At 71.6% G+C, this 23,369-nt stretch carries 27 protein-coding genes and 2 pseudogenes; 14 read left to right on the top strand and 15 right to left on the bottom strand.

Annotation, left to right across the window (positions count from 1 at the left end):
• Positions 1-9 precede the first annotated feature (9 nt).
• The 3 genes and pseudogenes from C0R66_RS19890 to murI all read right to left on the bottom strand — a co-directional run bounded on the left by C0R66_RS19890 (position 10) and on the right by murI (position 1,585).
• A complete protein-coding gene (locus tag C0R66_RS19890) occupies positions 10-396 on the bottom strand; it encodes an MBL fold metallo-hydrolase (protein ID WP_277869163.1) in 387 nt (128 codons plus the stop codon).
• 119 nt (positions 397-515) lie between these two features.
• Positions 516-773: pseudogene (locus C0R66_RS19885) on the bottom strand (MBL fold metallo-hydrolase); the annotation flags it as partial.
• On the bottom strand, positions 770-1,585 hold the full coding sequence (murI, locus tag C0R66_RS05620; protein WP_240311641.1) for a glutamate racemase: 816 nt from the start codon (positions 1,583-1,585) through the stop codon (positions 770-772). The pseudogene C0R66_RS19885 and the gene murI, both read right to left, overlap by 4 nt.
• Before the next feature lie 103 nt (positions 1,586-1,688).
• Between murI and C0R66_RS05615 the strand changes: the two genes are divergently transcribed.
• Positions 1,689-2,786, top strand: a complete 1,098-nt coding sequence (locus tag C0R66_RS05615; RefSeq protein ID WP_158647915.1) for an alkaline phosphatase family protein — start codon at positions 1,689-1,691, stop codon at positions 2,784-2,786.
• Positions 2,787-2,810: 24 nt separating this feature from the next.
• Here the strand turns inward: C0R66_RS05615 and C0R66_RS05610 are convergent, their stop codons facing one another.
• Genes C0R66_RS05610 through C0R66_RS05590 form a run of 5 tightly spaced genes read right to left on the bottom strand, consistent with a single transcriptional unit; the run spans position 2,811 to position 6,081 of the window.
• Positions 2,811-3,761 carry a DUF3152 domain-containing protein gene (locus C0R66_RS05610; protein WP_101523870.1) on the bottom strand — a complete coding sequence of 317 codons (951 nt, stop codon included), beginning with the start codon at positions 3,759-3,761 and terminating at the stop codon, positions 2,811-2,813.
• 42 nt (positions 3,762-3,803) lie between these two features.
• The gene (locus C0R66_RS05605) at positions 3,804-4,751 is read right to left on the bottom strand and encodes a PLP-dependent cysteine synthase family protein (RefSeq protein WP_101523869.1); all 948 of its coding nucleotides are present in this window, start codon (positions 4,749-4,751) and stop codon (positions 3,804-3,806) included.
• 33 nt (positions 4,752-4,784) lie between these two features.
• On the bottom strand, positions 4,785-5,339 hold the full coding sequence (locus C0R66_RS05600) for an NYN domain-containing protein (protein ID WP_101523868.1): 555 nt from the start codon (positions 5,337-5,339) through the stop codon (positions 4,785-4,787).
• 5 nt (positions 5,340-5,344) lie between these two features.
• On the bottom strand, positions 5,345-5,617 hold the full coding sequence (locus tag C0R66_RS05595) for a MoaD/ThiS family protein (protein WP_101523867.1): 273 nt from the start codon (positions 5,615-5,617) through the stop codon (positions 5,345-5,347).
• On the bottom strand, positions 5,617-6,081 hold the full coding sequence (locus tag C0R66_RS05590; RefSeq protein WP_101526069.1) for a M67 family metallopeptidase: 465 nt from the start codon (positions 6,079-6,081) through the stop codon (positions 5,617-5,619). Before C0R66_RS05590 ends, C0R66_RS05595 begins: the two co-directional genes overlap by 1 nt.
• Here C0R66_RS05590 and C0R66_RS20235 point away from each other — a divergent pair.
• Positions 6,002-7,438, top strand: a pseudogene (locus C0R66_RS20235) (phage holin family protein); the annotation flags it as partial. The gene C0R66_RS05590 and the pseudogene C0R66_RS20235 overlap by 80 nt on opposite strands.
• Before the next feature lie 395 nt (positions 7,439-7,833).
• Here C0R66_RS20235 and C0R66_RS20230 read toward each other — a convergent pair.
• Entirely contained in the window at positions 7,834-8,958 is a 1,125-nt protein-coding gene (locus C0R66_RS20230) for an MBL fold metallo-hydrolase (protein ID WP_422385611.1), read from the bottom strand.
• 102 nt (positions 8,959-9,060) lie between these two features.
• Between C0R66_RS20230 and C0R66_RS05580 the strand changes: the two genes are divergently transcribed.
• Both C0R66_RS05580 and C0R66_RS05575 read left to right on the top strand, forming a co-directional pair.
• The gene (locus C0R66_RS05580) at positions 9,061-9,681 is read left to right on the top strand and encodes an MFS transporter (RefSeq protein WP_158647913.1); all 621 of its coding nucleotides are present in this window, start codon (positions 9,061-9,063) and stop codon (positions 9,679-9,681) included.
• Positions 9,678-10,316 carry an MFS transporter gene (locus tag C0R66_RS05575; protein ID WP_101523864.1) on the top strand — a complete coding sequence of 213 codons (639 nt, stop codon included), beginning with the start codon at positions 9,678-9,680 and terminating at the stop codon, positions 10,314-10,316. Before C0R66_RS05580 ends, C0R66_RS05575 begins: the two co-directional genes overlap by 4 nt.
• Before the next feature lie 11 nt (positions 10,317-10,327).
• On the opposite strand, the gene C0R66_RS05570 is transcribed toward C0R66_RS05575, so the two are convergent.
• The 3 genes from C0R66_RS05570 to clpS are packed head-to-tail and all read right to left on the bottom strand — an operon-like array spanning position 10,328 to position 11,707.
• Positions 10,328-10,810, bottom strand: a complete 483-nt coding sequence (locus tag C0R66_RS05570) for an NUDIX hydrolase (RefSeq protein WP_241901588.1) — start codon at positions 10,808-10,810, stop codon at positions 10,328-10,330.
• A gap of 19 nt (positions 10,811-10,829) precedes the next feature.
• A complete protein-coding gene (locus C0R66_RS05565; protein WP_101523863.1) occupies positions 10,830-11,414 on the bottom strand; it encodes a DUF2017 domain-containing protein in 585 nt (194 codons plus the stop codon).
• A complete protein-coding gene (gene clpS / locus C0R66_RS05560) occupies positions 11,411-11,707 on the bottom strand; it encodes an ATP-dependent Clp protease adapter ClpS (RefSeq protein WP_101523862.1) in 297 nt (98 codons plus the stop codon). The genes C0R66_RS05565 and clpS overlap by 4 nt, the downstream gene beginning before the upstream one ends.
• Before the next feature lie 42 nt (positions 11,708-11,749).
• Between clpS and C0R66_RS05555 the strand changes: the two genes are divergently transcribed.
• The 4 genes from C0R66_RS05555 to C0R66_RS05540 all read left to right on the top strand — a co-directional run bounded on the left by C0R66_RS05555 (position 11,750) and on the right by C0R66_RS05540 (position 15,547).
• The gene (locus tag C0R66_RS05555) at positions 11,750-13,060 is read left to right on the top strand and encodes a nicotinate phosphoribosyltransferase (protein ID WP_275888074.1); all 1,311 of its coding nucleotides are present in this window, start codon (positions 11,750-11,752) and stop codon (positions 13,058-13,060) included.
• Between the two features lie 139 nt (positions 13,061-13,199).
• Positions 13,200-14,129: a hypothetical protein gene (locus C0R66_RS05550; protein WP_101523861.1), complete on the top strand. Its 930-nt coding sequence runs from the start codon at positions 13,200-13,202 to the stop codon at positions 14,127-14,129.
• A gap of 79 nt (positions 14,130-14,208) precedes the next feature.
• Positions 14,209-14,784: a nicotinamidase gene (locus C0R66_RS05545; RefSeq protein ID WP_101523860.1), complete on the top strand. Its 576-nt coding sequence runs from the start codon at positions 14,209-14,211 to the stop codon at positions 14,782-14,784.
• Complete coding sequence (locus C0R66_RS05540) at positions 14,777-15,547, top strand: enoyl-CoA hydratase-related protein (RefSeq protein ID WP_101523859.1); 771 nt, start codon at positions 14,777-14,779, stop codon at positions 15,545-15,547. The genes C0R66_RS05545 and C0R66_RS05540 overlap by 8 nt, the downstream gene beginning before the upstream one ends.
• Positions 15,548-15,562: 15 nt before the next feature.
• On the opposite strand, the gene C0R66_RS05535 is transcribed toward C0R66_RS05540, so the two are convergent.
• A complete protein-coding gene (locus C0R66_RS05535; RefSeq protein WP_101523858.1) occupies positions 15,563-16,102 on the bottom strand; it encodes a DUF1697 domain-containing protein in 540 nt (179 codons plus the stop codon).
• Positions 16,103-16,192: 90 nt separating this feature from the next.
• Between C0R66_RS05535 and C0R66_RS05530 the strand changes: the two genes are divergently transcribed.
• The 3 genes from C0R66_RS05530 (at position 16,193) to C0R66_RS05520 (ending at position 18,632) form a co-directional block, all read left to right on the top strand.
• Positions 16,193-16,999 carry a transporter substrate-binding domain-containing protein gene (locus tag C0R66_RS05530; protein WP_101523857.1) on the top strand — a complete coding sequence of 269 codons (807 nt, stop codon included), beginning with the start codon at positions 16,193-16,195 and terminating at the stop codon, positions 16,997-16,999.
• A gap of 77 nt (positions 17,000-17,076) precedes the next feature.
• Positions 17,077-17,868: an amino acid ABC transporter permease gene (locus tag C0R66_RS05525; protein ID WP_101523856.1), complete on the top strand. Its 792-nt coding sequence runs from the start codon at positions 17,077-17,079 to the stop codon at positions 17,866-17,868.
• The gene (locus C0R66_RS05520; RefSeq protein WP_101523855.1) at positions 17,868-18,632 is read left to right on the top strand and encodes an amino acid ABC transporter ATP-binding protein; all 765 of its coding nucleotides are present in this window, start codon (positions 17,868-17,870) and stop codon (positions 18,630-18,632) included. The genes C0R66_RS05525 and C0R66_RS05520 overlap by 1 nt, the downstream gene beginning before the upstream one ends.
• 9 nt (positions 18,633-18,641) lie before the next feature.
• Here C0R66_RS05520 and C0R66_RS05515 read toward each other — a convergent pair whose 3' ends face one another.
• Positions 18,642-19,553 carry a LysR family transcriptional regulator ArgP gene (locus tag C0R66_RS05515; protein WP_241901587.1) on the bottom strand — a complete coding sequence of 304 codons (912 nt, stop codon included), beginning with the start codon at positions 19,551-19,553 and terminating at the stop codon, positions 18,642-18,644.
• 72 nt (positions 19,554-19,625) lie between these two features.
• Here C0R66_RS05515 and C0R66_RS05510 point away from each other — a divergent pair, with 72 nt between their 5' ends.
• Positions 19,626-20,225: a LysE/ArgO family amino acid transporter gene (locus tag C0R66_RS05510; RefSeq protein WP_101523854.1), complete on the top strand. Its 600-nt coding sequence runs from the start codon at positions 19,626-19,628 to the stop codon at positions 20,223-20,225.
• Positions 20,226-20,253: 28 nt separating this feature from the next.
• Here C0R66_RS05510 and hppD read toward each other — a convergent pair whose 3' ends face one another.
• Positions 20,254-21,504 (bottom strand): 4-hydroxyphenylpyruvate dioxygenase, encoded by a 1,251-nt coding sequence (hppD, locus tag C0R66_RS05505; protein WP_101523853.1) that lies wholly within the window; start codon positions 21,502-21,504, stop codon positions 20,254-20,256.
• 81 nt (positions 21,505-21,585) lie between these two features.
• Between hppD and C0R66_RS05500 the strand changes: the two genes are divergently transcribed.
• Both C0R66_RS05500 and C0R66_RS05495 read left to right on the top strand, forming a co-directional pair.
• Positions 21,586-22,071, top strand: a complete 486-nt coding sequence (locus C0R66_RS05500; RefSeq protein WP_101523852.1) for an Lrp/AsnC family transcriptional regulator — start codon at positions 21,586-21,588, stop codon at positions 22,069-22,071.
• Positions 22,072-22,174: 103 nt separating this feature from the next.
• On the top strand, positions 22,175-23,203 hold the full coding sequence (locus tag C0R66_RS05495; protein ID WP_101523851.1) for an iron-siderophore ABC transporter substrate-binding protein: 1,029 nt from the start codon (positions 22,175-22,177) through the stop codon (positions 23,201-23,203).
• Positions 23,204-23,369: the final 166 nt, after the last annotated feature.

The raw sequence follows: 23,369 nt of genomic DNA, 5'->3' as shown, positions 1-23,369 counted from the left end.
CGGGGAGCCTCAGTCGGCGGTGATCTCGTAGACGTCGCCGGCCAGGGCCAGCTGGGACGGACCGGCGTAGGTCTGCTTGGCCTCGTTGAGCGCGACCTGCGGGTCGTGCCAGGGCGGCACGTGGGTCAGCACCAGTCGGCGCACCCCGGCCCGGGTCGCCACCTCACCGCACTCCCGGCCGGTCAGGTGCAGGTCGGGCGGGTTGTCGGCCCCCTCCTGGAAGGATGCCTCCCCCAGGAACAGGTCGGCGCCGGACGCTGCCCGGTCCAGGCCCGCGCAGACTCCGGTGTCGCCGCTGTAGGCCAGCACCGCACCGTCGGCGCTGACCCGCAGGGCGAAGGCCTCCACCGGGTGCTTGACCGCGATCGCCTCCACCTCGAAGGGCCCGAAGCGCATCGACTCCCCCAGGTGCGGAAGTCGAACTCGTCCGACATGCCCGGGACCAGCGGCAGGTCGTAGGCGCGAGCCATTCGCTCCGCGGTGCCGCTGGGACCCCAGACCGGGATCCGGGGCTGGGCGCCCAGCGGGTGGTACTTGCGCATCACGTGGTAGCCGCACAGGTCCATGCAGTGGTCGGCGTGCAGGTGGGTCAGCATCACCGCGTCGATGGTGAGCGGGTCGGCGTAGCGGTGCAGCACGCCCAGCGACCCGTTGCCCAGGTCGAGCAGGATCCGCCAGGTGCGGCCGTCGTGCTCGGCCTCCACCAGGTAGCAGCTGGCCGGGGAGTACGGCCCCGGATAGGACCCCGAGCACCCGACGACTGTGAGCCTCATGCCATCCCTCCGACGAACTGTTGTGCCGCGCGCAGCTCCGGGCCGAGGAACCGCCGTCCGATGGTCTCGAACTCACTGGCAGTACCCGTGGTGAGGAAGGTGTACGCAGCCTCGCCACTGTCGCGCATCAGGCCGTGAGTGACCAGCATCTTGTAGACGTCCTTGGCGCACTCCTCCGCCGAGCTGACCAGGGTGACCTGCCCGCCCATCAGGTAGGAGATCACGCCGGTGAGCAGCGGGTAGTGGGTGCAGCCCAGGATCAGGGTGTCCACGCCCTCGGAGACCAGCGGGTCGAGGTAGCCGTGCGCGACCCGCAGCAGCTCGTCGCCGCCGGTGATCCCGGACTCCACGAAGTCCACGAACCGCGGACAGGACTGGGTGAAGAGCGAGACGTGCGGCGCGGCGGCGAACGCGTCGTCGTAGGCCATGGAGTCGGCGGTGGCCTGGGTGCAGATGACCCCGATCCGTCCGGTGCGGCTGGCTGCGACCGCCCGCCGCGTGGCCGGGTAGATCACCTCGACCACGGGTACGTCGTAGCGCTCGCGGGCGTCGCGGAGCATCGCGGCCGAGGCAGAGTTGCAGGCGATGACCAGTGCCTTGACCCCGAGCGAGACCAGGTGGTCCAGGCACTCCAGGGCGTACTCGCGCACCTCGCCGATCGGCTTGGGACCATAGGGCTGCCGGGCGGTGTCACCGACGTAGATGATCGACTCGTGCGGCAGCTGGTCGATCACCGACCGCGCGACGGTCAGTCCTCCGAAGCCGGAGTCGAAGATGCCGATGGGCGCGTCGACGGAGGGTTCGGTAGGCACAAGGAGCAAGGCTAGGGCGTCCCCGTCGCCGAATCACCCACTCGGGACCCACATCACAGTCGTCCCCGTCACAGCGCGACCGGGACCCGACTACCCTGCTCGAGTGACCCTCCTCACCGTCTCCCGCTCCGCCGCCGATCGCCGCCCGCGCACCGCCCGCCTGACCGCCCTGGGCGCCGCGCTGCTCCTGACCGCCGGCCTCGGCAGCACCGCGGGCGCGACCCCGACCAGGTCGCACCTGCCCGACCGGGGCACGGCCGCGCGCACCGTCGAGTCCGACGCCGAGGCCACGACGGTCCTGGCCGTCTCGATCGACGGACTGAACCCCAACGCGCTCACCCGGCTGGGCCGGGCCGGGACCCCGAACCTGCACCGCATCATGGACGAGGGCGCGTCCACGCTGAACGCGCGCACCGAGGTCGAGCTCACGGTCACCCTGCCCAACCACACCGGCATGGTCACCGGCCGCCGGATCACGGCCCGGACCGGCGGCCACGGCGTCATCTGGAACGACGACCGCAAGCGGCCCGCCACGGTGCAGGCGGCCTCGGGCCGTCCGGTGGAGTCGGTGTTCACCGTGGTGAACCGCGCCGGGGGCCGGCCTGCCCTCTTCGCCAGCAAGACCAAGTTCCTGCTCTGGAAGCGGTCCTGGCCCCTCGCCCTGAAGGACACCGTCATCGAGGAGGGCAACGGCGTCCTGGTCACGGAGCTGATCGCCGACCTCGCCCAGGAGCGCTCCTTCCGGATGCTGCACCTCTCGCTGCCCGACGTCGCCGGCCACAAGCACGGGTTCATGGGCCCGCGCTACCTCGCCGCCGTACGTCGGGTGGACCGCCTGGTGGGCCGGGTGCTGCGCGCCGTGGACCGCTCGCCGGCGCTGAGCCAGGACCTGGCGCTGCTGGTCACCGCCGACCACGGGGGCAAGGGCGCGCGCCACAGCGTGGCCACCAGCGTGGCCAACTACCGGATCCCGTTCCTGGTCCGCGGACCCGGCGTGCCCGCCGGGTCCGACCTCTACGAGCTCAACCCGACGTACGCCGACCCGGGCCGCCGCCAGCCCTCCTACGCAGCGGCGCGCCAGCCGGTGCGCAACGGCATGCTGGCCAACCTGTCGTTGGACCTGCTGGGCCTGCCCCCGGTCCCCGGCAGCGAGCACGACGCGGGCCAGGACCTCGAGGTCACCCCGCCCGTCGCGCCCTAGCGGAGCCGAGCCCGCCGGACGACCTCACAGCTCCGAGGGGGTGGGCCACGGGTTGAAGGTGCACCCCTGGGTCCCCTTGGACTGCTGCATCATCACCGGGGCCCGCTGGCCCCGCCCCGGACAACCCCGGTGGCCGCGACCCAGCCAGTGACCGGTCTCGTGGTTGACCACCAGGTGCCGGTAGTCGCGCAGGCTCAGCCCGGCCGCGTTCCACGCCGGCGACGCGTGCTGCCAGCGGTCCTGGTTGATCACCACGTAGCGCCCCACCCGGCAGCTCCAGGTGCTGCTGCACACCGGCGAGAACGCGGCCACCTGAGCTGCCTCGGCGAGCACCAGGGTGAACTGGCCGCCGTGGGCGACCCGGCGGAACGCCACCCCGCCGTTGCGCCACCCGCGCGGGTCGTCGTACGTCGCCTGGGCCAGGCCCTGGAAGGCCCTGAGGTCCGCGACCACCCGTCCGCGGGTCTGGACGTCGTAGGTGACCACCCGACGTACGCCGACGCGGTGGCGCACCCGGTCGGTGGGCGCCGAGACGGCCTCGGTCCAGGCCAGCCCGGGCGCCTTGACGCGGACCCGGACGCTGAGCCGTGAGCCGACGTCCTCGGGCCGGATCCGGTAGCGCCGGGCCCGCGCCCCGCGGACCGGCTCCCCCTCGCGCAGCCACTGGAAGCGGGTCCGGGTGCGCCGCGGGTTCCAGTCACCGGGGACGGCGCGCAAGGTGCGGGTCCACCGCGCCTCACCCCGCACCCGGGGCGCACGGACGTTGACCAGCTCGGTGAGCGGCACCGGGGTGACGCTCTGGGTGGGCACCGGGGTCGGCACCTCCGTGGGCACCAGGGTCGGGGTGGGCTCCGGGGTGGGCAGCGCACCCGGTGTCGCGGCCCCGGAGGCGGGCATCCCCGAACCCGCGACGACCACCGCGACCAGCAGGGAGAGCAGAGCGGCAACCGGCAGCATCAGGACGCGGGACCTCATGGGTTCCGACTCTAGACGCGGCGGCCGGCGTCCGCAGGGCGATCAGGCCCAGAGCTGGCCCTCGAGCCGGTCCTCGGCGTCGCCCACGGTGCCCTCGTAGGCCCCGGTGGACAGGTACTTCCAGCCGCCGTCGCACACCACGAAGGCGATGTCGGCCGACTCCCCGGCCTTGACCGCCTTGGCGGCCTGACCCAGTGCGGCGTGCAGGATCGCCCCGGTGGAGACCCCGGCGAAGATGCCCTCGAGCTCCAGCAGGTCCCGGACCCGGCGTACCGCGTCGCGGGGCCCCACGCTGAACCGGGAGTCGATCAGCGAGGCGTCGTACAGCTCGGGGACGAAGCCCTCGTCGAGGTTGCGCAGCCCGTAGACGAGCTCGCCGTAGCGCGGCTCGGCAGCCACGATCTTGACCTCGGGCTTGGCGGCGCGGAAGAACCGCGAGACCCCCATCAGGGTGCCGGTGGTGCCCAGGCCCGCCACGAAGTGGGTGATCTCGGGCAGGTCCGCGAGCAGCTCGGGACCGGTCCCCTCCTCGTGCGCCAGGGCGTTGGCGGGGTTGCCGTACTGGTAGAGCATCACCCAGTCGGGGTGCTCGGCCGCCAGGCCCTTGGCGACCCGGACCGCCTCGTTGGAGCCGCCGGCCGCGGGCGAGGAGACGATCTCGGCCCCCCACATCTGCAGCAGCTGACGCCGCTCGACGGAGGTGTTCTCCGGCATCACGCACACGATGCGGTAGCCCTTGAGCTTGGCCGCCATGGCCAGTGAGATGCCGGTGTTGCCGCTGGTGGGCTCCAGGATGGTGCAGCCGGGACGCAGGGTGCCGTCGCGCTCGGCCACCTCGATCATCTTCAGCGCCGGACGGTCCTTGATGGAGCCGGTCGGGTTGCGGTCCTCCATCTTGGCCCACAGCCGCACCGAGGGGCTGGGCGAGAGCCGCGGCAGCCCGATCAGCGGGGTGTTGCCGACCGAGGACAGCAGGTTGTCGTAACGCATGTGGAGAGAAGGCCTTTCGTCAGGCGTCGTCGCTCAGCGCAGGAAGAGGTTCGGGTCGAAGTCGGCGAGCTGGATGACGCGCACGCGAGGCAGCGGGACGTTGAACGCGGCGACGTCGTCCTCGAGGTCGTGGAAGGACAGGTCGAGCTCGTCGAAGCGGTTGCTGGCGTACTCGCGCAGGGCGACCACGCCGACCCGCCGGTCGCCGTCGATCAGCGGGGCCAGGTGGTCGGCGAAGTCCGCGTCGTGGCTGACCAGCAGCACGTCGTCGTCCCGGCCGAGCAGCGCGTCCAGCGTGCGCTGGATGCCGATGTCGACGACCTTCTCGTCCGGTCCCCCGGAGAGCGGGATGGGACGGTAGCGCATCGCCAGCAGCGCCTGGATGAACGTCTGCGGCAGTCCCCCGCCGCTGGCGTTGAGGAAGAAGAGCCCGGTGACCGGCTGGTCCCACAGGTTCTCGGCGTAGTCGGTCACCCGCTCCCAGCGGGGGCGCTCCTCGGGGAGGGGACGGCGTCCGAGCAGGGAGTTGCCGAGCGTCGCGTCGATGTTCTCCCCGTCGACGAGGACGAACGTGCGACGGTCGGACACGCCGGTCAGCCCCCGGCGACTGCGGGCAGCACGACGACCTGGTCGCCGTCGCTCAGCTTGGCCTCGAGCCCGCCGATGAAGCGGACGTCCTCGTCGTTGATGTAGACGTTGACGAAGCGACGCAGCTCACCGTTGTCGAGCAGCCGGTCGGCGATGCCGGGGTGGCTGGCCTCGAGGTTCTCGATGAGCGCCGACAGCGTCTCGCCCTCGCCGGTGACCGCCTTCGCTCCATCGGTGTAGGTGCGCAGGATGGTGGGGATCCGGACCTCGATGGCCATCAGTCGTTGCTCCTCGGCGTTGCTGGGTTTTGGTCGGTGTTGGTGGGGTCGAGGACGCGCACCTCTTCCTCGGTGACGGCGCCGTCCACGATCCTGTAAGACCTGAACTCCACAGGGCCGTCGTTATTCCCGTGCTCCGCCGTGCTGACGAGCACGTAGTGGGCACCGGGCTCGCTGGCCAGCCCGATGTCGGTCCGGCTGGGGTAGGCCTCGGTGGCGGTGTGGGAGTGGTAGACGATCACCGGCTCCTCGTCGGCGTCCCACATCTGCTTGTAGAGCGCGAGCAGCTCGGTGGAGTCGAACTCGTAGAACGTGGGGCTCCCCGCGGCGTTGACCATCTCGACCAGCCGCACCGGGGTGTCGCTGCCCTCGGGGCCGGCCACGATGCCGCAGGCCTCGTCGGGATGGTCCCGCTTGGCGTGCGCGACGATGGCGTCGCGGATGGCCCGGTCGATGGTCAGCACGCTGGGGATCCTATCGGTCGCACGACCCTGTGCGGGACTCACCTGCGCCCGTACGCTGCTGGGGAGCAGTGACTCGGGAGGCGGTATGGCCAGCGAAGCCAGGTCTGCTCCTCGAGCGCGGATCACCGCCGCCGACCTGGGACGGCTGCTGTTCGGCTGGCTGGTCTCCACCCTGACCCTGGCGCTGGCGGACGCGCTGGAGTCTGACTTCGCGGCCGATTCGGTGTGGAGCCTGCTCGCGGTCAGTGCCATCAGCGGGGTCATCGGCCTGGTGGTGCGGCCGATCCTGGTGGAGGTGACCGTCCGCGTCGGCTGGCTGCTGGTGGTGCCGGTCGCCTTCGTGAGCCAGGCAGTGGTCATGCACGCCGCGATGATGACGGTGCCGGGGATCACCGCGACCTTCCAGGCCGCCTTCGTGGCGAGCTGGATCAGCGCCGCCGGTGGGACGCTGGTCGCCTACGCGGTGAGCGCCGGCACCGACGAGTCGTTGACCACCGCGCTGGCGCGGCGCAGTCGTGCCGTGGCGATACCGGACCCCGAGGTCGACGGTGTCGTCATCGTCCAGCTGGACGGCGTGCCGTTCCCGGTGCTGCGCTGGGCGGTGCAGGCCGGTGGCCTGCCCACGATCCGCCGTTGGGTGACCTCGGGCGACTACCGGTTGCGCGAGTGGACCGCCCAGCTGCCCTGCACCACCCCCGCCAGCCAGCTCGGCATCCTGCACGGCACCGTCGCCGGCGTCCCCGGATTCCGGTGGTACGACCGGGAGCTGGGCCGGGTCCTGGTCGCCAACCACCCCGCGGACGCGCGGATCATCGAGGAGCGCGCGAGCAACGGAGAAGGACTCCTGTGCGAGGACGGCGTCTCCATCTCCAACCTGTTCTCGGGGGACGCACCCAACGCACTGCTCACCATGAGCACGGCGAGCCAGAGCCGGGGGTCCAGGCAGACCAAGCGGGCCCTGGCGTGGTTCATGCTCACACCGACCGGGTTCGCCCGGAGCCTCACCCGCACGGTCGGCGAGGTGGTCAAGGAGCGCTGGCAGGCTCGCCGGCAGAAGCGCCTGCGGCTGGAGCCCCGGGTGCCGCGGAGCTGGACCTTCGCGCTGCTGCGTGCAGTGACGAACGCCCTGCTCCGCGACCTCAACACCGCTCTGATCGCTGAGGAGATGCTCCGGGGCACGAAGGTCATCTACGCCGACTACGTCGACTACGACGAGATCGCCCACCACGCAGGGATCTTCCGGCACGAGTCGCTGGCCTCGCTCGAGGGCCTGGACCGGATGCTGGCGCAGCTGGAGCTGCTCGCCGCCCAGGCCTCCCGGGGCTACCGGATCGTCGTCCTCTCCGACCACGGCCAGTCACAGGGGCAGCCGTTCGCCGACCGGTACGGCACCGACCTGTCGGCGGTCTGCGCGCAGCTGATCGTCGAGGACGTCCACGCCTACCAGTCCGACGAGGAGGGCTGGGGCAGGGCGCGGACGCTGGTGCAGGACATGGGCGACGAGGGAGTCTCCGGGCGTCTCGCGGCGCCGGCCCAGGAACGTCTGGACCGCGAGCTCCAGGACACCGCGGGGTCACCGGACCACCTGGTCGTCCTGGGATCGGGCAACCTGGGGCTCCTCTACGTGCCAGGCGACGTCCGGGTCAGCACCGATGGCCTCGCGCGGCGCTGGCCGGGCCTGCTGCCCGGGCTCTGCCAGCACCCGGGAGTGGGCTTCGTCGCGGGGATCGACGACGAAGGCGTGGCGTGGGCCTACGGCAGGCACGGGCGGTGCAACCTCGTCACCGGCGCAGTCGCCGGCGACGATCCCTTGCAGGGCTTCGGCGAGCACGCTCGTCGGGTGCTGGCCCGCACGGTGCTCCGCCCAGAAGCCCCGGACCTGTACGTCAACAGCTCGCTCGACCCCGACACCCTCGAGGTCGCGGCCTTCGAGGAGCTCGTGGGCGCGCACGGCGGTCTGGGCGGCTGGCAGGATCGCGGCGTCCTGCTCGCGCCGTGCGACCTGGTGGAGTCCGCTCCCGAGCGCATCGAGGGTGCCGACGAGCTGCACCAGGTGCTGCTGGGCTTCCTGCGGCTGTCGGGGCAGCGCCGGGGTTCAGGCGCGGCGGTCGGTGTCCAGCGACCAGGTCCCGCCGGGCACCAGCCGGACCACCCGGCACTGGGGGCCAGGTCGGCGACCGCTGACTCGAACGCGCCGAGGGGACGCTCGAACCAGTCGCCCCACGAGCCCAGCAACGGAGGATGGAGCGTGCCCCAGTGCACGGGCAGCGCATGCCGGGCCCGGACCGTCGCGCACGCCCGGGCCGCCTGCGCCGGATCCATGTGGTTGCTGGACAGGCGCGGCCCCCAACCACCGATCGGCACGATCGCGACGTCCAACCGGTCGACGCCCGCGATCTCCGGCAGCTGCGCCATCTCGTCGTACAGGGCGGTGTCGCCGGCGAACCACAGCGTGGTGCGCTCCGAGCGCACGAGGTGCCCGTTGGCATCGTTGGGGCGGTGCGGCAGGGGCCTGCCCTGGTGCACCGCCGGGACCAGGCGCACCTGCACCGGCCCCACGTCGGTCCAGTCCTCGGCACCCACGCCGCGCAGCCCTTGCCCGCAGACCCAGCGGGCATTGCGGCTGCCGGTGAGCACGGGCACGCCCGGGAGCTTGCGCAGCGACCTCACCTCGGCGTGGTCCAGGTGCAGGTGCGAGAGCAGTACGGCGTCGGTCCCGGCCCACTGGCGAGGCTGCGGCTGGGGGCCCCGCCGGCGCAGGACGCCGTTGTGCCGACGCAGCAGGGGGTCGGTGACCAGGCGTACGCCGGCCAGGTCGATCACCACGGTGGAGTGACCCAGCCAGGTCAGGCGCAGCAGGCCGTCGTCCTGTCGCATCCTCCCCAGACTAGCCCCGCGTGCGGCCCGCCACCGGGCGCTCTTCCCGGCGGAGCGGGTGATATATCTTGACGTCGAGATACCTTCGAGATCGGCAGGACAGTGACGACCACCCCCTCCACCTCCCAGCCGCTGACCCGCCGCGGCGTGCCGGTCGACCCGGACCTGCGGATCCTGGCCCTGAGCAGCTTCGCGAACCGGTTCGGCGCCGGCGCCGTCATCACCACCAGCGCCCTCTACTTCACCCGTCAGGTCGGCTTCTCGGCCGCCGAGGTCGCGTTCGCCATGTCCGCGGCCGGGATCGTCGGCATGCTCGTCCAGGTCCCGGCCGGTCATCTCGGTGACACCCGCGGTCCCCGGCGGATGCTGCTGCTCACCCTCACCGGCTCCGCCCTGTTCTCCGCTCCCCCGGTGCTGGCGCGCAGCCCGCTCGCCCTCGCGGTGCTGCTCGGGGTGCTGGCCCTCTTCGAGCGCTCCGCGAGCGCCATCCAGCAGGGGGTGATCGCCCAGATCGCCCGCGGCAGCAAGGGCGTGCTGTTCAAGGCCTACCTGCGTGCGGTCACCAACACCGCCATCGGGCTGGGCGCCGTGTGCGGGGGCCTGGCCCTGACGGTCGACCGCACCGAGGCCTACGTGGCCGTCTTCGTGCTCAACGCCGTGTTCACCGGGTTCGCGGCCTGGAACACCACCCGCCTCCCCACATCCCGGCCCGCCCCCACGTGAAGGGCGAACCGCGGCTGGCCGTCATCCGGGACCTGCCCTACGTCGTGATCGTCACCATCACCGGGATCTTCTCGCTGCACTTCATCATCGTGGAGCTGGGGCTCGCCCTCTACATCTCCCAGCGCACCGAGGCGCCCGCGGTGATGGTGTCCCTGCTGCTCATCCTCAACACCGCGCTGGTCGCGGTGTTCCAGGTGCGCCTGTCCCGGCGCGCCGACTCGGTGGAGGCCGGCGCGCGGGCCCTGGTCCGCGGCTCGATGTTCATCGCCGGCGGCTTCGCGCTCTTCGGCCTCGCCGACCGTGGCGGTCCGGCGTTCGCCATCACCGTCCTGGTCGCCGGCTCCCTGGTCCACGTCGTGGGCGAGATGATCGGCTCCGGCGGCCAGTGGGGACTGCAGATGGGGCTGGCCCCGCACGAGCGCCAGGGGCAGTACCAGGGCTTCGCCGGCTTGGGGTTCAGCATCATGAACGTCGTCGGGCCACCGCTGGTGGCCTTCTTCTGCGTCGACCAGGGCGAGCGCGGCTGGCTGATGCTGGCGGGCCTGATGGTGGGGGTCTCGCTGGTCTCGGTCCCGGCCGCCCGCTGGGCACTGGCCTCCCGCGCGCGGTACGGCGTCACCACGCACAGCGGCTGATCAGCGGCGGATCAGCGCAGGAACCGCGCCTCGCGCTCGGTCGACAGCCCGGCCGCGACCCGGGCGCTCATGTGCGCGCTCATCGCCGGCATCGCGGTGACCGGCCACCATCGCACGTCGGTGGACTCCTCGTCGGCCACGTGCGCCTCGCCGCTGACCCAGGTGCAGGCGAACGTGAGGTCGAGGTACGCCGCCCGGTCGCCGTTGGCGTACCGGACCTCCGGGAGCACCGAGACGCTGGCGAGCCGGTCGACCGAGATCACCACCCCGGTCTCCTCCAGGGCCTCGCGGGCCGCGCAGACCGCGGGCTCCTCCTCGGGGTCCACCACCCCGGTGACCGGGGTCCAGGTGCCGTCGTCGCTACGCCGTACCAGCAGGATCTCCCGACCGTCCGGGGTCTCGCGGGTGATCACCGCGGTGACGCCGGGCAGCCAGAGCGGGTGATGACCGATCATCGTGCGGACCTCGAGGACGAACTCCGGCACCGGGGTCACGGCAGCTCCACCCGAGCGCTCATGAGGTGAGCGCTTCCACCAGGGTCTCCTGGAGGTAGCCCAGCCACTCGTAGATGTCGTGCGCCTGGCCCCGGGGGTCTTCCTCGGGCAGCGTGTGCCAGAACTCCTCGTCACCCTCCTGGATCTCGAGCCGGGTGGCGATGGCCAGCCGCATGTCGGTCAGGCTGCGCAGCCACGTCTCGGCCTGGGGCTCGGCGAGCTCCACGTCGATCATCAGCCCGTCCTCGTCCAGCTCGGCCGGCAGCCCGGCCTCCTCGAGGGCCTCGATGACGCTGATCGCGGCAGCGGCCTTGCCGTCACGCAGGGCTCCCTCGGTGAAGCGCCGGAACTCCCCGGCCGCCTCCTCGTCGTCCGCGTAGGCGGTGGGGAACAGACGCTTGAGCACCGGGTCCTCGGGCTCCGTGGTGGGACCGGAGAAGTCCAGCATCGCCTCCAGCGGGTCGGCGCCCTCGACCGGCACCGCGCGCTCGTTGCGCAGCAGCTCGACCAGCTGGGCGGCCAGCGAGCGCAGCAGGTCGGCCTCGAAGCCGGTGAAGTTGGCGATCGCGGCGCCGCTTCGCCGGTGCCTGGTGAAGCCGCTCATGTCGCCCGCTCCATCGTGGCCCACAGGCCGTACTCGTGCATGGCCTGGACGTCGCGCTCCATCTCCTCGCGGGAGCCGGTGCTGACCGCGGACCGGCCGTCCTCGTGCACCTCCATCATCAGCCGCTCGGCCTTGGCCTTGTCGTAGCCGAAGTACTTGCGGAAGACGTAGGTGACGTAGGACATCAGGTTGACCGGGTCGTTCCACACGATGGTCACCCAGGGCTTGTCCAGGAGGACGTTCTCGTCGGTCGAGAGGTCGGGTTCGACCTCGACCGGGCTGGCAGCAGACACGGCTTCATCGTGGCACAGGCCCTGACTGGGTACGTTGGCGCCGTGACGTCCTACGCGCCAGGGCCCTCGACGGCCCTCCTCACCGACCACTACGAGCTGACCATGGTGCAGGCCGCTCTGGCGGCCGGGACCGCCGAGCGACGCTCGGTCTTCGAGCTCTTCGGCCGCAGACTCCCCGAGGGCCGCCGCTACGGCGTGGTCGCGGGCGTGGGGCGCGCCCTGGACGCCTTCGAGCGCTTCCGCTTCGACGACGAGGCGCTCGCGGTGCTGCGGGAGGACGACGTGGTCAACCAGCAGACGCTGGACTGGCTCGCCGACTTCCGCTTCAACGGCGACGTCTGGGGCTATCCCGAGGGCGAGACCTACTTCGCCTACTCCCCGCTGGTGGTCGTGGAGTCCACCTTCGCCGAGGCCGTGCTGCTGGAGACGCTGTTCCTCTCCATCTACAACCACGACTCCGCCATCGCCTCGGCGGCGTCCCGGATGACCTGGGCGGCGCAGGGACGTCCCTGCATCGAGATGGGCTCCCGACGCACCCACGAGGAGGCCGCCGTGGCCGCCGCCCGGGCGGCGTACGTCGCGGGCTTCGAGTCCACCTCCAACCTGGCCGCGCGCCAGCGCTACGGCATCCCCACCACCGGCACCTCGGCGCACAGCTTCACCCTGCTCCACGACACCGAGGAGGAGGCCTTCCGCGCCCAGGTGGCCTCCCTCGGCGAGGGCACGACGCTGCTGGTGGACACCTACGACGTCGCCGAGGCGGTGCGGCTGGGCGTCGAGGTCGCGGGCCCCTCGCTGGGGGCGGTGCGCATCGACTCCGGCGACCTCGGCGTGCTGGCCCACCAGGTCCGCCGCCAGCTGGACTCCCTGGGCGCCACGGGCACCCGGGTGGTGGTGACCAGCGACCTCGACGAGTACGCGATCGCCGGTCTGGCCGCGGCGCCCGTCGACGGGTACGGCGTGGGGACCCAGCTGGTGACGGGCTCAGGGCACCCCACCTCGGGCTTCGTCTACAAGCTCGTCAGCCGGGCCGACGACGCCGGGCGGATGGTGTCGGTGGCGAAGAAGAGCAAGGACAAGATCTCGGTCGGCGGGCGCAAGTTCGCCCTGCGCCGCCGCAACGCCCGGGGCACCGCCGAGGCAGAGGTCATCGGCATCGGCCAGGCCCCGGTGAACGACGGCGACGACCGCGCGCTGCTCGTCCCGCTGATCCGCGACGGCAAGGTCGTCGGCCGGGAGCCGCTGGCCGCGGCTCGGGCCCGGCACCTGGCGAGCCGGGAGGAGCTGCCGCTCCCGGCGCGTCAGCTGAGCAAGGGTGAGCCGGCCATCCAGACCCTCCACCTCGACGCCTGACGCCGCGGCCGACTGGGAACTGGCGACTTGATGTCGGACTGAGGCCGCTAGCCGTCACCAAGTCGCCAGTTCCGCCCGCAGTGCACAGGATCAGGCACCGACTCGGCGCGCCGTACCTCATCCCCACGAGGCTGCCGGGATGGACGAGATCCGGCGCACCTCCAGCGGCCAGCGGGCCGGGGTCGGGTGGGTCCCGGTGACCCGGGGCGTGCACCGGCGTACGACCGCAGACCCGTTCCCCGCCGACCTGCGGGCCTGGGCGTGCGTGCTTCCCGGCTCGGCCCGCTTCACGCACCTGACCGCCGCCCGGCTGCACGGCCTGTGGCTGCCCCCGCTCCCAGACGGCCTGCCGGTGCTGGTCGCGGAGTCGCCGGACGAGTCCCGCCCGCAGCGACCCGGCCTCCGGGTGTTGCGCCCCTCGACGCTCGCGCCACCGTGCTCCTGGCGCGACCTGCCGGTCGACCCGCCGGCGGAGACGATCCTGGCGGCCAGCCGTGACCTCGCCGAGCTCGACGTGCTGGTGCTGGTCGACTCCGCCCTGCACCGGGGCGCGGCGAGCCTCGACCAGCTCCGCGCGGTGGCCTCCGCTCGTCGCCGGGGCGCGCCCCTGCTCCGCCGCGTGCTGGATCGGGCGGACGACCGCTCGGAATCGCCGTGGGAGACGTTGCTCCGAGCCCTCCACACGACCCTGGATGTGGAGGTCGAGCCGCAGCACGTGATCCACGACGCCGACGGGACATTCGTGGCCCGTGGGGACCTGCGGCTGCGCGGGACCAGGACGCTCCACGAGTACGACGGCGGCGACCACCTGGCGCCCGACCAGCAGCGTCGCGACCTGCGCCGGGCCCGTCACTTGGAGCGGGCCGGCTGGGTGCGTCGCGGCTACACCGCCGACGACGTGCTGCACCGGGCGATCACCGTGCTACGGGACGCGGACGCCTCCCTCGGACGGCGCCACGACCCCGGTCGGGTCCGGGCCTGGCACGCGCTGCTCCGCGAGTCCTGCTTCGCCCCCTCGGGCCGGGCGCGGCTATCGGTCCGGCTCGCCCCGAGGCAACTGGGGACTTGATGCTGCTCCGGGGCATCGTCAGGCGCATCAGCTCACCACTTCCGCGGCAACCGCCCGGGCACCGACTAGCCTGCCTGCCATGACACGCGCACTCATCGTCGTGGACGTCCAGAACGACTTCTGCGAGGGCGGATCGCTCGCCGTGGCCGGCGGGGTCCAGGTCGCCACCGAGGTGTCGGCCCTGCTCCAGCGCTGGCAGCAGCGGCTGCCGGACGCACCGGACTACTCCCACGCGGTAGCCACCAAGGACCACCACATCGACCCCGGAGCCCACTGGTCGAGCGAGCCGGACTTCGTCGACTCCTGGCCAGTGCACTGCGAGGTGGGCACCGTCGGCGAGGAGTTCCACCCCAACCTGGATCCCGGTCCGTTCGACGCGATCTTCCGCAAGGGCGAGCACGCCGCCGCGTACTCGGGCTTCGAGGGCGTCGACGTGGACGGCGTACCGCTGGCGCAGTGGTTGCGCGAGCGCCAGGTGAGCGCCGTCGACATCTGCGGCATCGCCACCGACTACTGCGTGCGGGCCACCGCGCTGGACGCGGTCGCCCAGGGGTTCACGACCCGGGTGCTGCCCCAGCTCTGCGCCGGGGTGGCGCCCGCGACGACGGCGGCCGCGCTGGAGGAGATGACGGGCGCCGGGGTGCTCCTTGGGTGACCTGGAGGTGGACCTCCAGGGCTCGGTGCTCCGGGTGGTGCTCAACCGCCCGCGGGTGCTCAACGCCCTGACGGCGCCGATGGTCGACGACCTCACCGCGACCCTGGAGGGCCTGTCCAGCCGGGACGACGTCCGGACGGTGCTGATCAGCGGCGCCGGCGGGGCCTTCAGCACCGGCGCCGACCTGTCGGGGACCGACGCCCACGAGAGCTTGGACGTCTCCGCCCTGGACCGGGCCAACCGGCTGGTCCGTGCCGTGGTGCGTTGCGACCAGCCCGTGGTGGCAGCCGTCGACGGTGTGGCGGCCGGTGTCGGGTGCTCCCTGGCGCTGGCCTGCGACCTGGTCGTCGCTGCTGAGTCGGCCTCCTTCCTGCTCGCCTTCGCCCGGGTCGGGCTGATGCCCGACGGCGGTGCCACCGCGACGGTGACCGCCGCCGTGGGCCGGCCCCGCGCGATGCGGATGGCGCTGCTCGCCGAGCCGCTGTCCGGCCCCGAGGCGTACGCCGCCGGCCTGGTCTCCCACCTGTGCGAGGACGCCGCCTTCGCCGAGACCGTGGACGCTCTGGTACGTCGGCTGGCCGCGGGCGCGCCCCTGGCCCAGGCGGCCACCAAGCGCGCGGTCAACGCCGCCGCCCTGCACCACCTCGAGGCGGCGCTGGAGTCCGAGCGCCGGGGTCAGTCGCTGCTGCTGCGCACCGACGACGCGGCAGAGGGGATGGCGGCGTTCAGCGAGAGGCGGCCGCCCCGCTTCTCCGGGGAGTGAGCGGCACCCGGGCGATCACCGGCACCAGCGCTCGGCCAGCGTCCGCACCACGTTGACGTTGCGCGCGGTCCCCACGCCCAGCTTGCCCATCGCGGCGCTCCCGGCGAGCTTGGACTCGTGGTAGCCGTGCTGCAGCACCAGGTGCGCGGCTCGTCCGGCCACGACGAGCTGCTCCCCGGCCACCGACCTGTCCCGCAGCGCCTCGACCGCCTCGCGCGGCGCGGGCGCCTTGAGCAGGGTGACGTAGTGCGCGGCCGGCTCCCCCAGCTCGGTCCACAGCCGGTCGGCGTGCTCGGCGACCGCGACCAGCTCGTCGGGCTCGAAGACGATCGTCGGCACCTCGAAGCCCCGGTCCGCGAGGAAGGCGGCCTCCAGTGCCTGCTCCACCTCCGCGCCCGAGCCGAGTCCACTGGTGAGCAGCACGTTGCCGGTGTTGATGTAGGTCTGCACCCCGGTCCCACCCGCGGACTCGACGGCGGCACGGATCGCGTCCTTGGGGAACTTCCGTCTGGCGCCCAGGTTGATCGCGCGCAGGAAGGCGAGGTAGGTGGCCACCGGAGCATCGTCTCCGAACCGCGGCAACATCGTCGAGCGCCACGCGTGGACACGCCTGGACAGGTGGCGGAGTGGGTTTATCGTTCGGGGATGAACTTCACTTCGATCACTTCCGGGCTGGGCGTCGCGGTCCTGGCCCTGGCCCTGGCCGGCTGCGCGACCGACACCGAGACCACGACGACCGAGTCCGGCATCAACCTGGTCGACGACGGGGTGCTGACGGTCTGCACCCACCTGCCCTACAAGCCGTTCCAGTACACCGAGGGCGGCAAGATCGTCGGCTTCGACGTCGACGTCGTGGACCTGGTCGCCAAGGCCCAGGACCCGGCTCTGGAGACCAAGGTGATCGACGTGCCGTGGGAGACCATCACCTCCGCGGAGGCGCTCAACACCGGTCGCTGCGACATCGCCCAGGGCGGCATGACGATCACCGACGAGCGCGCCGCGGTCATGGACTTCACCGACCCCTACTTCGACGCCACCCAGGCGCTGCTGACCAAGACCGGCTCCGGCTTCGACTCCCTGGAGAGCCTGGCCGGCGAGAAGATCGGCGTCCAGGAGGGCACCACCGGCGAGATCTACGTCAAGGAGAACAGCCCCAAGGACGCCAAGATCGTCTCCTACGAGGACCTCGCCCTGCTCTCCGCAGCCGTGAAGACCGGCCAGGTCGCCGCGGGCGTCAACGACAACGGCGTGCTCTACGACTACGCCAAGGCCAACCCTGACGTCGAGGTGACCGCCGAGTTCGACACCGGCGAGCAGTACGGCATGTCGGTGAAGCAGGACGGCAACGCCGAGCTGCTGGCCGCCTTCAACGAGGCACTCGCCACCGCGAAGACGGACGGCACCTACGACGAGATCTACGCCACGTGGTTCGGGGACGCGCCCGCCGGCTGACCCGCCCAGCGGGGACGTGACGTTTCTCCAGTGACCCGCCCCGGCTCCCGCCGGGGCTCGACCGAGCAGAGGTAGACATGGCCAGCCCACGTCAGCGCGCGCGGCGCAGCCGTTTGATCCAGTACGTCGTCCTGGTGCTGGCGCTGGTGCTGGTGGCCTCGGCGGTGGACGTCGACGAGATGAAGCGGGCCTTCTTCAACACCGAGGTCATCCGCTCGATGTTCCCCGACGTGCTGCTGATCGCACTGAAGAACACCGTCATCTACACCGCCTGCGCCTTCGCCTTCGGCCTCGCGCTGGGGTTGGTGCTGGCGCTGATGCGGCTCTCCCCCGTCGGCCCGTACCGATGGCTGGCCACCGGCTTCATCGAGTTCTTCCGCGGTGTGCCGGCACTGGTGGTCTTCCTGGCCATCGGCACCGGCGTCCCGCTCGCCTTCCCGGGACGCGACATCCCCGGCGGCGTGCTGGGCAAGGTGACGCTGGCCCTGGGAATGGTCGGGGCGGCGTACATGGCCGAGACCATCCGGGCGGGCATCCAGGCTGTGCCGAAGGGGCAGCTGGAGGCGGCGAGGTCCCTGGGCATGTCGCACACCCGGGCGATGATCAGCGTGGTGATCCCCCAGGCGTTCCGGATCATCCTGCCGCCGCTGACCAACGAGCTGATCCTGCTGACCAAGGACTCCTCGCTGGTCTACGTGCTGGGGGTCTACCTGGAGACCCAGGAGCTGACGAAGTTCGGGCGGGAGACCATGAACACCTCCAACAGCCTGACCGCGCTCGTGGTGGTCGGCTTCTGCTACCTGTTGATCACCATCCCGCTCTCCATCGTGGTGCGCCAGATGGAGAACCGATCCGAGAGGGCACGTTGATGACTGCGGAGGGATCGGCCGACCGGAGACGGGGCGCCGCGGCGATCGACGTCCAGGACCTGCACAAGAGCTTCGGCGACAACGAGGTGCTCAAGGGCATCGACTTCCACGTGGGCCAGGGACAGGTGGTCTGCGTGATCGGGCCCAGCGGCTCGGGCAAGTCGACCCTGCTGCGCTGCGTCAACCTGCTGGAGGTCCCGACCAAGGGACGGATCCTCATCGAGGGCGACGAGATCACCGACCCCGACGCGGACGTCGACGCCCTGCGCGCCCGGATCGGCATGGTCTTCCAGTCCTTCAACCTCTTCCCCCACATGACGGTGCTGCGCAACCTCTGCATCGCCCAGGAGAAGGTGAAGGGCCGCAAGCGTGCCGAGGCGGTCGAGGTCGCGCGCCGCAACCTGGCCAAGGTCGGTCTGGCCGGCAAGGAGGACGCCTACCCCGCGCACCTCTCCGGGGGACAGCAGCAGCGGGTCGCCATCGCCCGGGCCCTGTCGATGGACCCGGACATGATGCTCTTCGACGAGCCGACGTCCGCGCTGGACCCCGAGCTGGTGGGCGACGTGCTGGCCGTCATGAAGGACCTCGCCTCCGAGGGCATGACGATGATGGTCGTCACCCACGAGATGGGCTTCGCCCGGGAGGTCGGCGACCGAGTGGTCTTCATGGACGACGGGGTCATCGTCGAGGAGGGGAAGCCGGCGCTCGTGCTCGGCGACCCCCAGCACGAGCGCACCAGGGCCTTCCTCTCCAAGGTGCTCTGACCCGGGGCCTCAGCCCAGCCAGGCGCGAGCGGCCGCGGTGACCTCGCGGGTCAGGTCCGCGACCACCTGGGACTCCAGCCGCCAGTGCTGCCAGTAGAGCGGCACGTCGACGTGCCGCCCCGGGACCAGCTCGACCAGGCTCCCCTGCTCCAGGGCATCGGCTGCCTGGAAGTCCAGGAGCATGCCCCAGCCCATCCCCCGGCGTACGGCGTTCTCGAACTGCGCCACGGACGGGATGAAGGTGGCCGGTGGTGCCAGCCGCCGCCGGGTGACCTTGCGCAGGAAGTCGTGCTGCAGGGTGTCGTTGTGGTCGAAGGCGATCATCGGTGCGCGGGCCAGTGCGGCCGGCGGCGAGCCGTCGGGCAGGTGGGTGCGCTGCCACTCCGGGGTCGCCACCGCCTGGTAACGCATGCGGCCGAGCTGCACCACCCGGCAGCCTGGAACGGGCCTCGGGTCCGAGGTCAGGGCCGCCATCACGTCTCCACGGCGCAGGTGCTCCGCGGTGCGCGACTGGTCGGCGCGGAGCAGCTCGAAGGTCACCCGGTGCTCGACCTGCACGGCGACCAGGGCGTCGATCAGCCAGGTGTAGAGGGCGTCGGAGTTCACCGCCAGCGGCACCGCCGCGTACGGCGTACCTTCCTCGGCGTCCTCGTCCTCGAGCAGCTGGGCGACGGCCTCCCGCTCCAGCAGCTCCTGCTGGGCGGCGAGCCGGACCAGGACCTGACCGGCCTCGCTGGCCTCCAGCGGCTTCACCCGGTGCACCAGCACCCGGCCGACCCGGGTCTCCAGGGCCTTGATCCGCTGGCTCACCGCGGACGGGGTCACGTGCAGCTCTCGGGCTGCCGCTTCGAAGGTGCCGAGGCCGACGGCGGTGGCCAGGGTGCGCAGGGCGACGGGGTCCAGCTGGGTGAGGTCTTTCACAACAAGAGATTCTAATGATTGTTCAAAATACTTCGCTGGAGTTAAGGCAACGTGGCTCCTACGGTTGCCCCTATGTGGAACGTCCTTCTTGCCGGCCTGCTCACCGGGCTCGCCCTCATCGTCGCGATCGGCGCGCAGAACGCCTTCGTGCTCCGCCAGGGCATCAAGGGCGAGACCATGCTGCCGATCGTGCTCACCTGCCTGCTCTCGGACGCCGTGGCGATCACCGCGGGCATCTTCGGCCTCGGCGCGGTGCTGGAGCGTTGGCCCGGCGTGCTCCCGGTGGCCCAGGTGCTCGGCGGGGTCTACCTGCTCGCGTTCGGGCTGCACGCCGCGATGCGCGCGTGGCGGCCCAAGGGCCTGGACGCCGGTGACGGCAGCCGAATGAGCATGAAGCGCGCCGTGCTCACCACGCTCGCGCTGACCTGGCTCAACCCGCACTTCTACCTCGACGCCGTGCTGATGCTCGGCACCGTGGCCAACAGCTTCGGCGACGACCGGTGGTGGTTCCTGGCCGGCGCGCTGATCGCCAGCACCTCCTGGTTCTTCGGCCTGGGGTACGGCGCCCGGCTGCTGCGCGGCTTCTTCGCCCGCCCCTCGGCCTGGCGCGTGCTCGACTCCGGGATCGCGGTCGTGATGGGCGCGCTCGGCGTCGGCCTGCTGCTGCACTGAGTCGCGGTACGCGACGACGTCCCGCGCCTCACAGGTTGCCGCGGGCGTCCTGCTCGCGCTCGATCGCCTCGAAGAGCGCCTTGAAGTTCCCCTTGCCGAACCCCAATGAGCCGTGGCGCTCGATCACCTCGTAGAAGACCGTGGGCCGGTCCCCCATCGGGCGGGTGAAGATCTGGAGCAGGTAGCCGTCCTCGTCGCGGTCCACCAGGATCCCGCGCTTCTTCAGGTCCTCGATCGGCACCCGCACCTCACCGATCCGCGCCCGCAGCTCGGGGTCGTCGTAGTAGGAGTCGGGGGTGTCGAGGAACTCGATCCCGTTGCCCCGCATGATGTCGACCGAGCGCAGGATGTCGCCGGTGGCCAGCGCGATGTGCTGGCAGCCGGCGCCGTCGTAGAACTCCAGGTACTCGTCGATCTGCGACTTCTTCGCAGCCACCGCCGGCTCGTTGAGCGGGAACTTCACCCGGTGGTTGCCGCTCGCCACCACCTTGGACATGAGCGCGGAGTAGTCGGTGGCGATGTCGTCGCCGATGAACTCCGCCATGTTGGTGAAGCCCAGTACCCGGTTGTAGAACTGCACCCACTCGTCCATCCGGCCCAGCTCCACGTTGCCGACGCAGTGGTCGACGGCCTGGAAGAGCCGCCGCGGGTGCCCCTCGCGGCGCGCGACCGTGGTGGTGCGGGCGACGTACCCGGGCAGGTAGGGCCCGGCGTAGCGGGAGCGGTCGACGAGGGTGTGCCTGGTCTCGCCGTACGTCGCGATGGCGGCGGTACGGACGGTGCCGTGCTCGTCGGCGACGTCGTGCGGCTCGTCGAGGATGCGCGCCCCCATCGTCCGGGCGTGCTCGATGCACCGGTCCACGTCGGGCACCTCGAGCGCGAGGTCGACGACGCCGTCGCCGTGCCTGCGGTGGTGGTCCAGCACCGGACTGTCCGGCGTGACGCCGCCGGTGAAGACGAACCGGGCGGAGCCGGAGCGCAGCACGAAGGACTTGGAGTCGCGCGTGCCGGTCTCGGGGCCGCGGTAGGCCTCCAGCTCCATGCCCAGCGCCAGCTGGTAGAAGGTCGCGGCCTGGGTCGCGTTGCCGACCACGAAGCAGACCGCGTCCATCCCGGTGACCGGGAAGGGGTCCCTGCTGGCGTCGTACTCCACCAGCCCCACGAGCTGCTTGAGCTGCTCCAGGGTCAGGTCGGCCTTGAGCTCCTCGGCAGTGAGCGCGGCCCCGGTCGAGGCCACCTCGCGGGTGGGGCCCGAGGCCCCGGGAAAGGTCTGAGTCATGGCACGAGAGTGACGAGCCTCACGCAAACTGTGCAACAGTACGTCGATCAGCTAGACAGATTGTCCACTCCAGGAGCACGCATGGACGCCCTCGACGGCACATTGATCGAGCTCTTCTCCCGCGAGCCCAAGCTGGGGGTGCTCGAGGCCTCGCGGCGCCTGGGCGTGGCCCGGGGAACCGTGCAGGCCCGACTCGACCGACTGGCGAGCACGGGCGTCATCACCGGCTGGGCTCCCCAGCTCTCCCCAGCGGCCCTCGGCTTCCCGGTCACGGCGTTCCTCACCCTGGAGATCCGGCAGGGGTCCGGCCACGACAGCGTCGCGGCCCATCTCGCGCAGATCCCCGAGGTGCTGGAGGCGCACACCATCATCGGGGCCGGCGACATGTGGGCCCGAGCCGTGGCGCGCTCGAACGCGGACCTGCAGCGGGTCATCGACCGGGTGCTGACCAGCCCGGCGATCGTGCGCAGCTCCACCGTGATCACGCTCGCCGAGCAGGTGCCGCACCGAGTGCTTCCCCTGGCGAAGGCGGCCGTCCAGCACTCGGTCACCCCGCCGCGCGCTTGATACTGGGTTAGGTTAGCCTTACCAACACCACGCCGGGGTCGCGACCACGGACGTGGCCTCAAGCGCCTGGGCACGCGACGTGCCCCTTCCCGAAAGGTCTCACGTGCGATCACTGCGCCTGCTGGTCGGCTCCCTGGGAGCCGCCTCCCTCCTGCTCACCGGTTGCGGCGGCTCCACCGACGACTCCGACGCGGCTGAGCCCACGTCGGACTCCTCCACCTCGGCAGCCTTCCCGCTCACCATCGAGCACGCCCTCGGCACCACCACGGTCCCGGAGAAGCCCGAGCGCGTCGCGACGGTCAACTGGGCCAACCACGAGGTGCCGCTGGCCCTGGGCGTGGTCCCCGTCGGCATGGCCGCCGCCAACTTCGGCGACGACGACGGCGACGGCCTGCTGCCGTGGGTCACCGAGAAGCTCGACGAGCTCGACGCCGAGACCCCGGTCCTCTTCGACGAGACCGACGGCATCGACTTCGAAGCGGTCGCCGACACCGATCCCGACGTGATCCTGGCCGCCTACTCGGGCCTGACCCAGGAGGACTACGACACGCTCACCGAGATCGCGCCGGTGGTCGCCTACCCGGAGGCGCCCTGGTCGACCGAGTGGCGCGACATGATCACCGTCAGCAGCGAGGCGATGGGGATGGCCGCCGAGGGCGAGCAGCTGGTGGCCGACCTCGAGGCGGAGATCGAGGAGACGGTCGCCGCCGCGCCCGGGCTGGCGGGCAAGTCCGCGATGTTCCTGACCCACGTGGACACCACCGACCTCAGCGAGGTCAGCTACTACACGACCCACGACACCCGGGCGAAGTTCTTCTCCGACCTCGGCCTGGCCACCCCGAAGAGCATCGAGAACGCCTCCGCGGCGAGCGAGGAGTTCTCCGGCACCCTGAGCGCGGAGCAGATCGACCAGCTCGAGGACGTCGAGATCATCGTGACCTACGGCGACGAGGAGCTGGTCAAGGCCCTGAAGGGCGACCCGCTGCTGTCGAAGATGCCGGCGGTGGCGAACGACGCCATCGTGCTGCTGCCCAACACCCCGCTGGGCACCGCCGCCAACCCGACGCCGCTCTCCATCTCCTTCGTCCTGGAGGACTACGTCACCATGCTCTCGGACGCCGCCGGCGCCTGAGCAGGAGCTGATCAGGCCGTGAGCACCACCCCGACCGTGTCCCGCGACGCGGTCACCACGCAGCCCGCCGGGGCGCCGCCATCGTGCGGCGCCCCCGGCGGCTGCGCGCCGTCTGGTTCCTGGCGAGCCTGGCCGCGCTGGCCGCGCTGGGGCGTGGTCGGTCGCG

Source organism: Nocardioides houyundeii, from assembly GCF_002865585.1.
Classification (GTDB): domain Bacteria; phylum Actinomycetota; class Actinomycetes; order Propionibacteriales; family Nocardioidaceae; genus Nocardioides; species Nocardioides houyundeii.
Note: the sequence above shows the minus strand (reverse complement) of the source record. Positions and strands in the feature narration are given on the sequence as shown.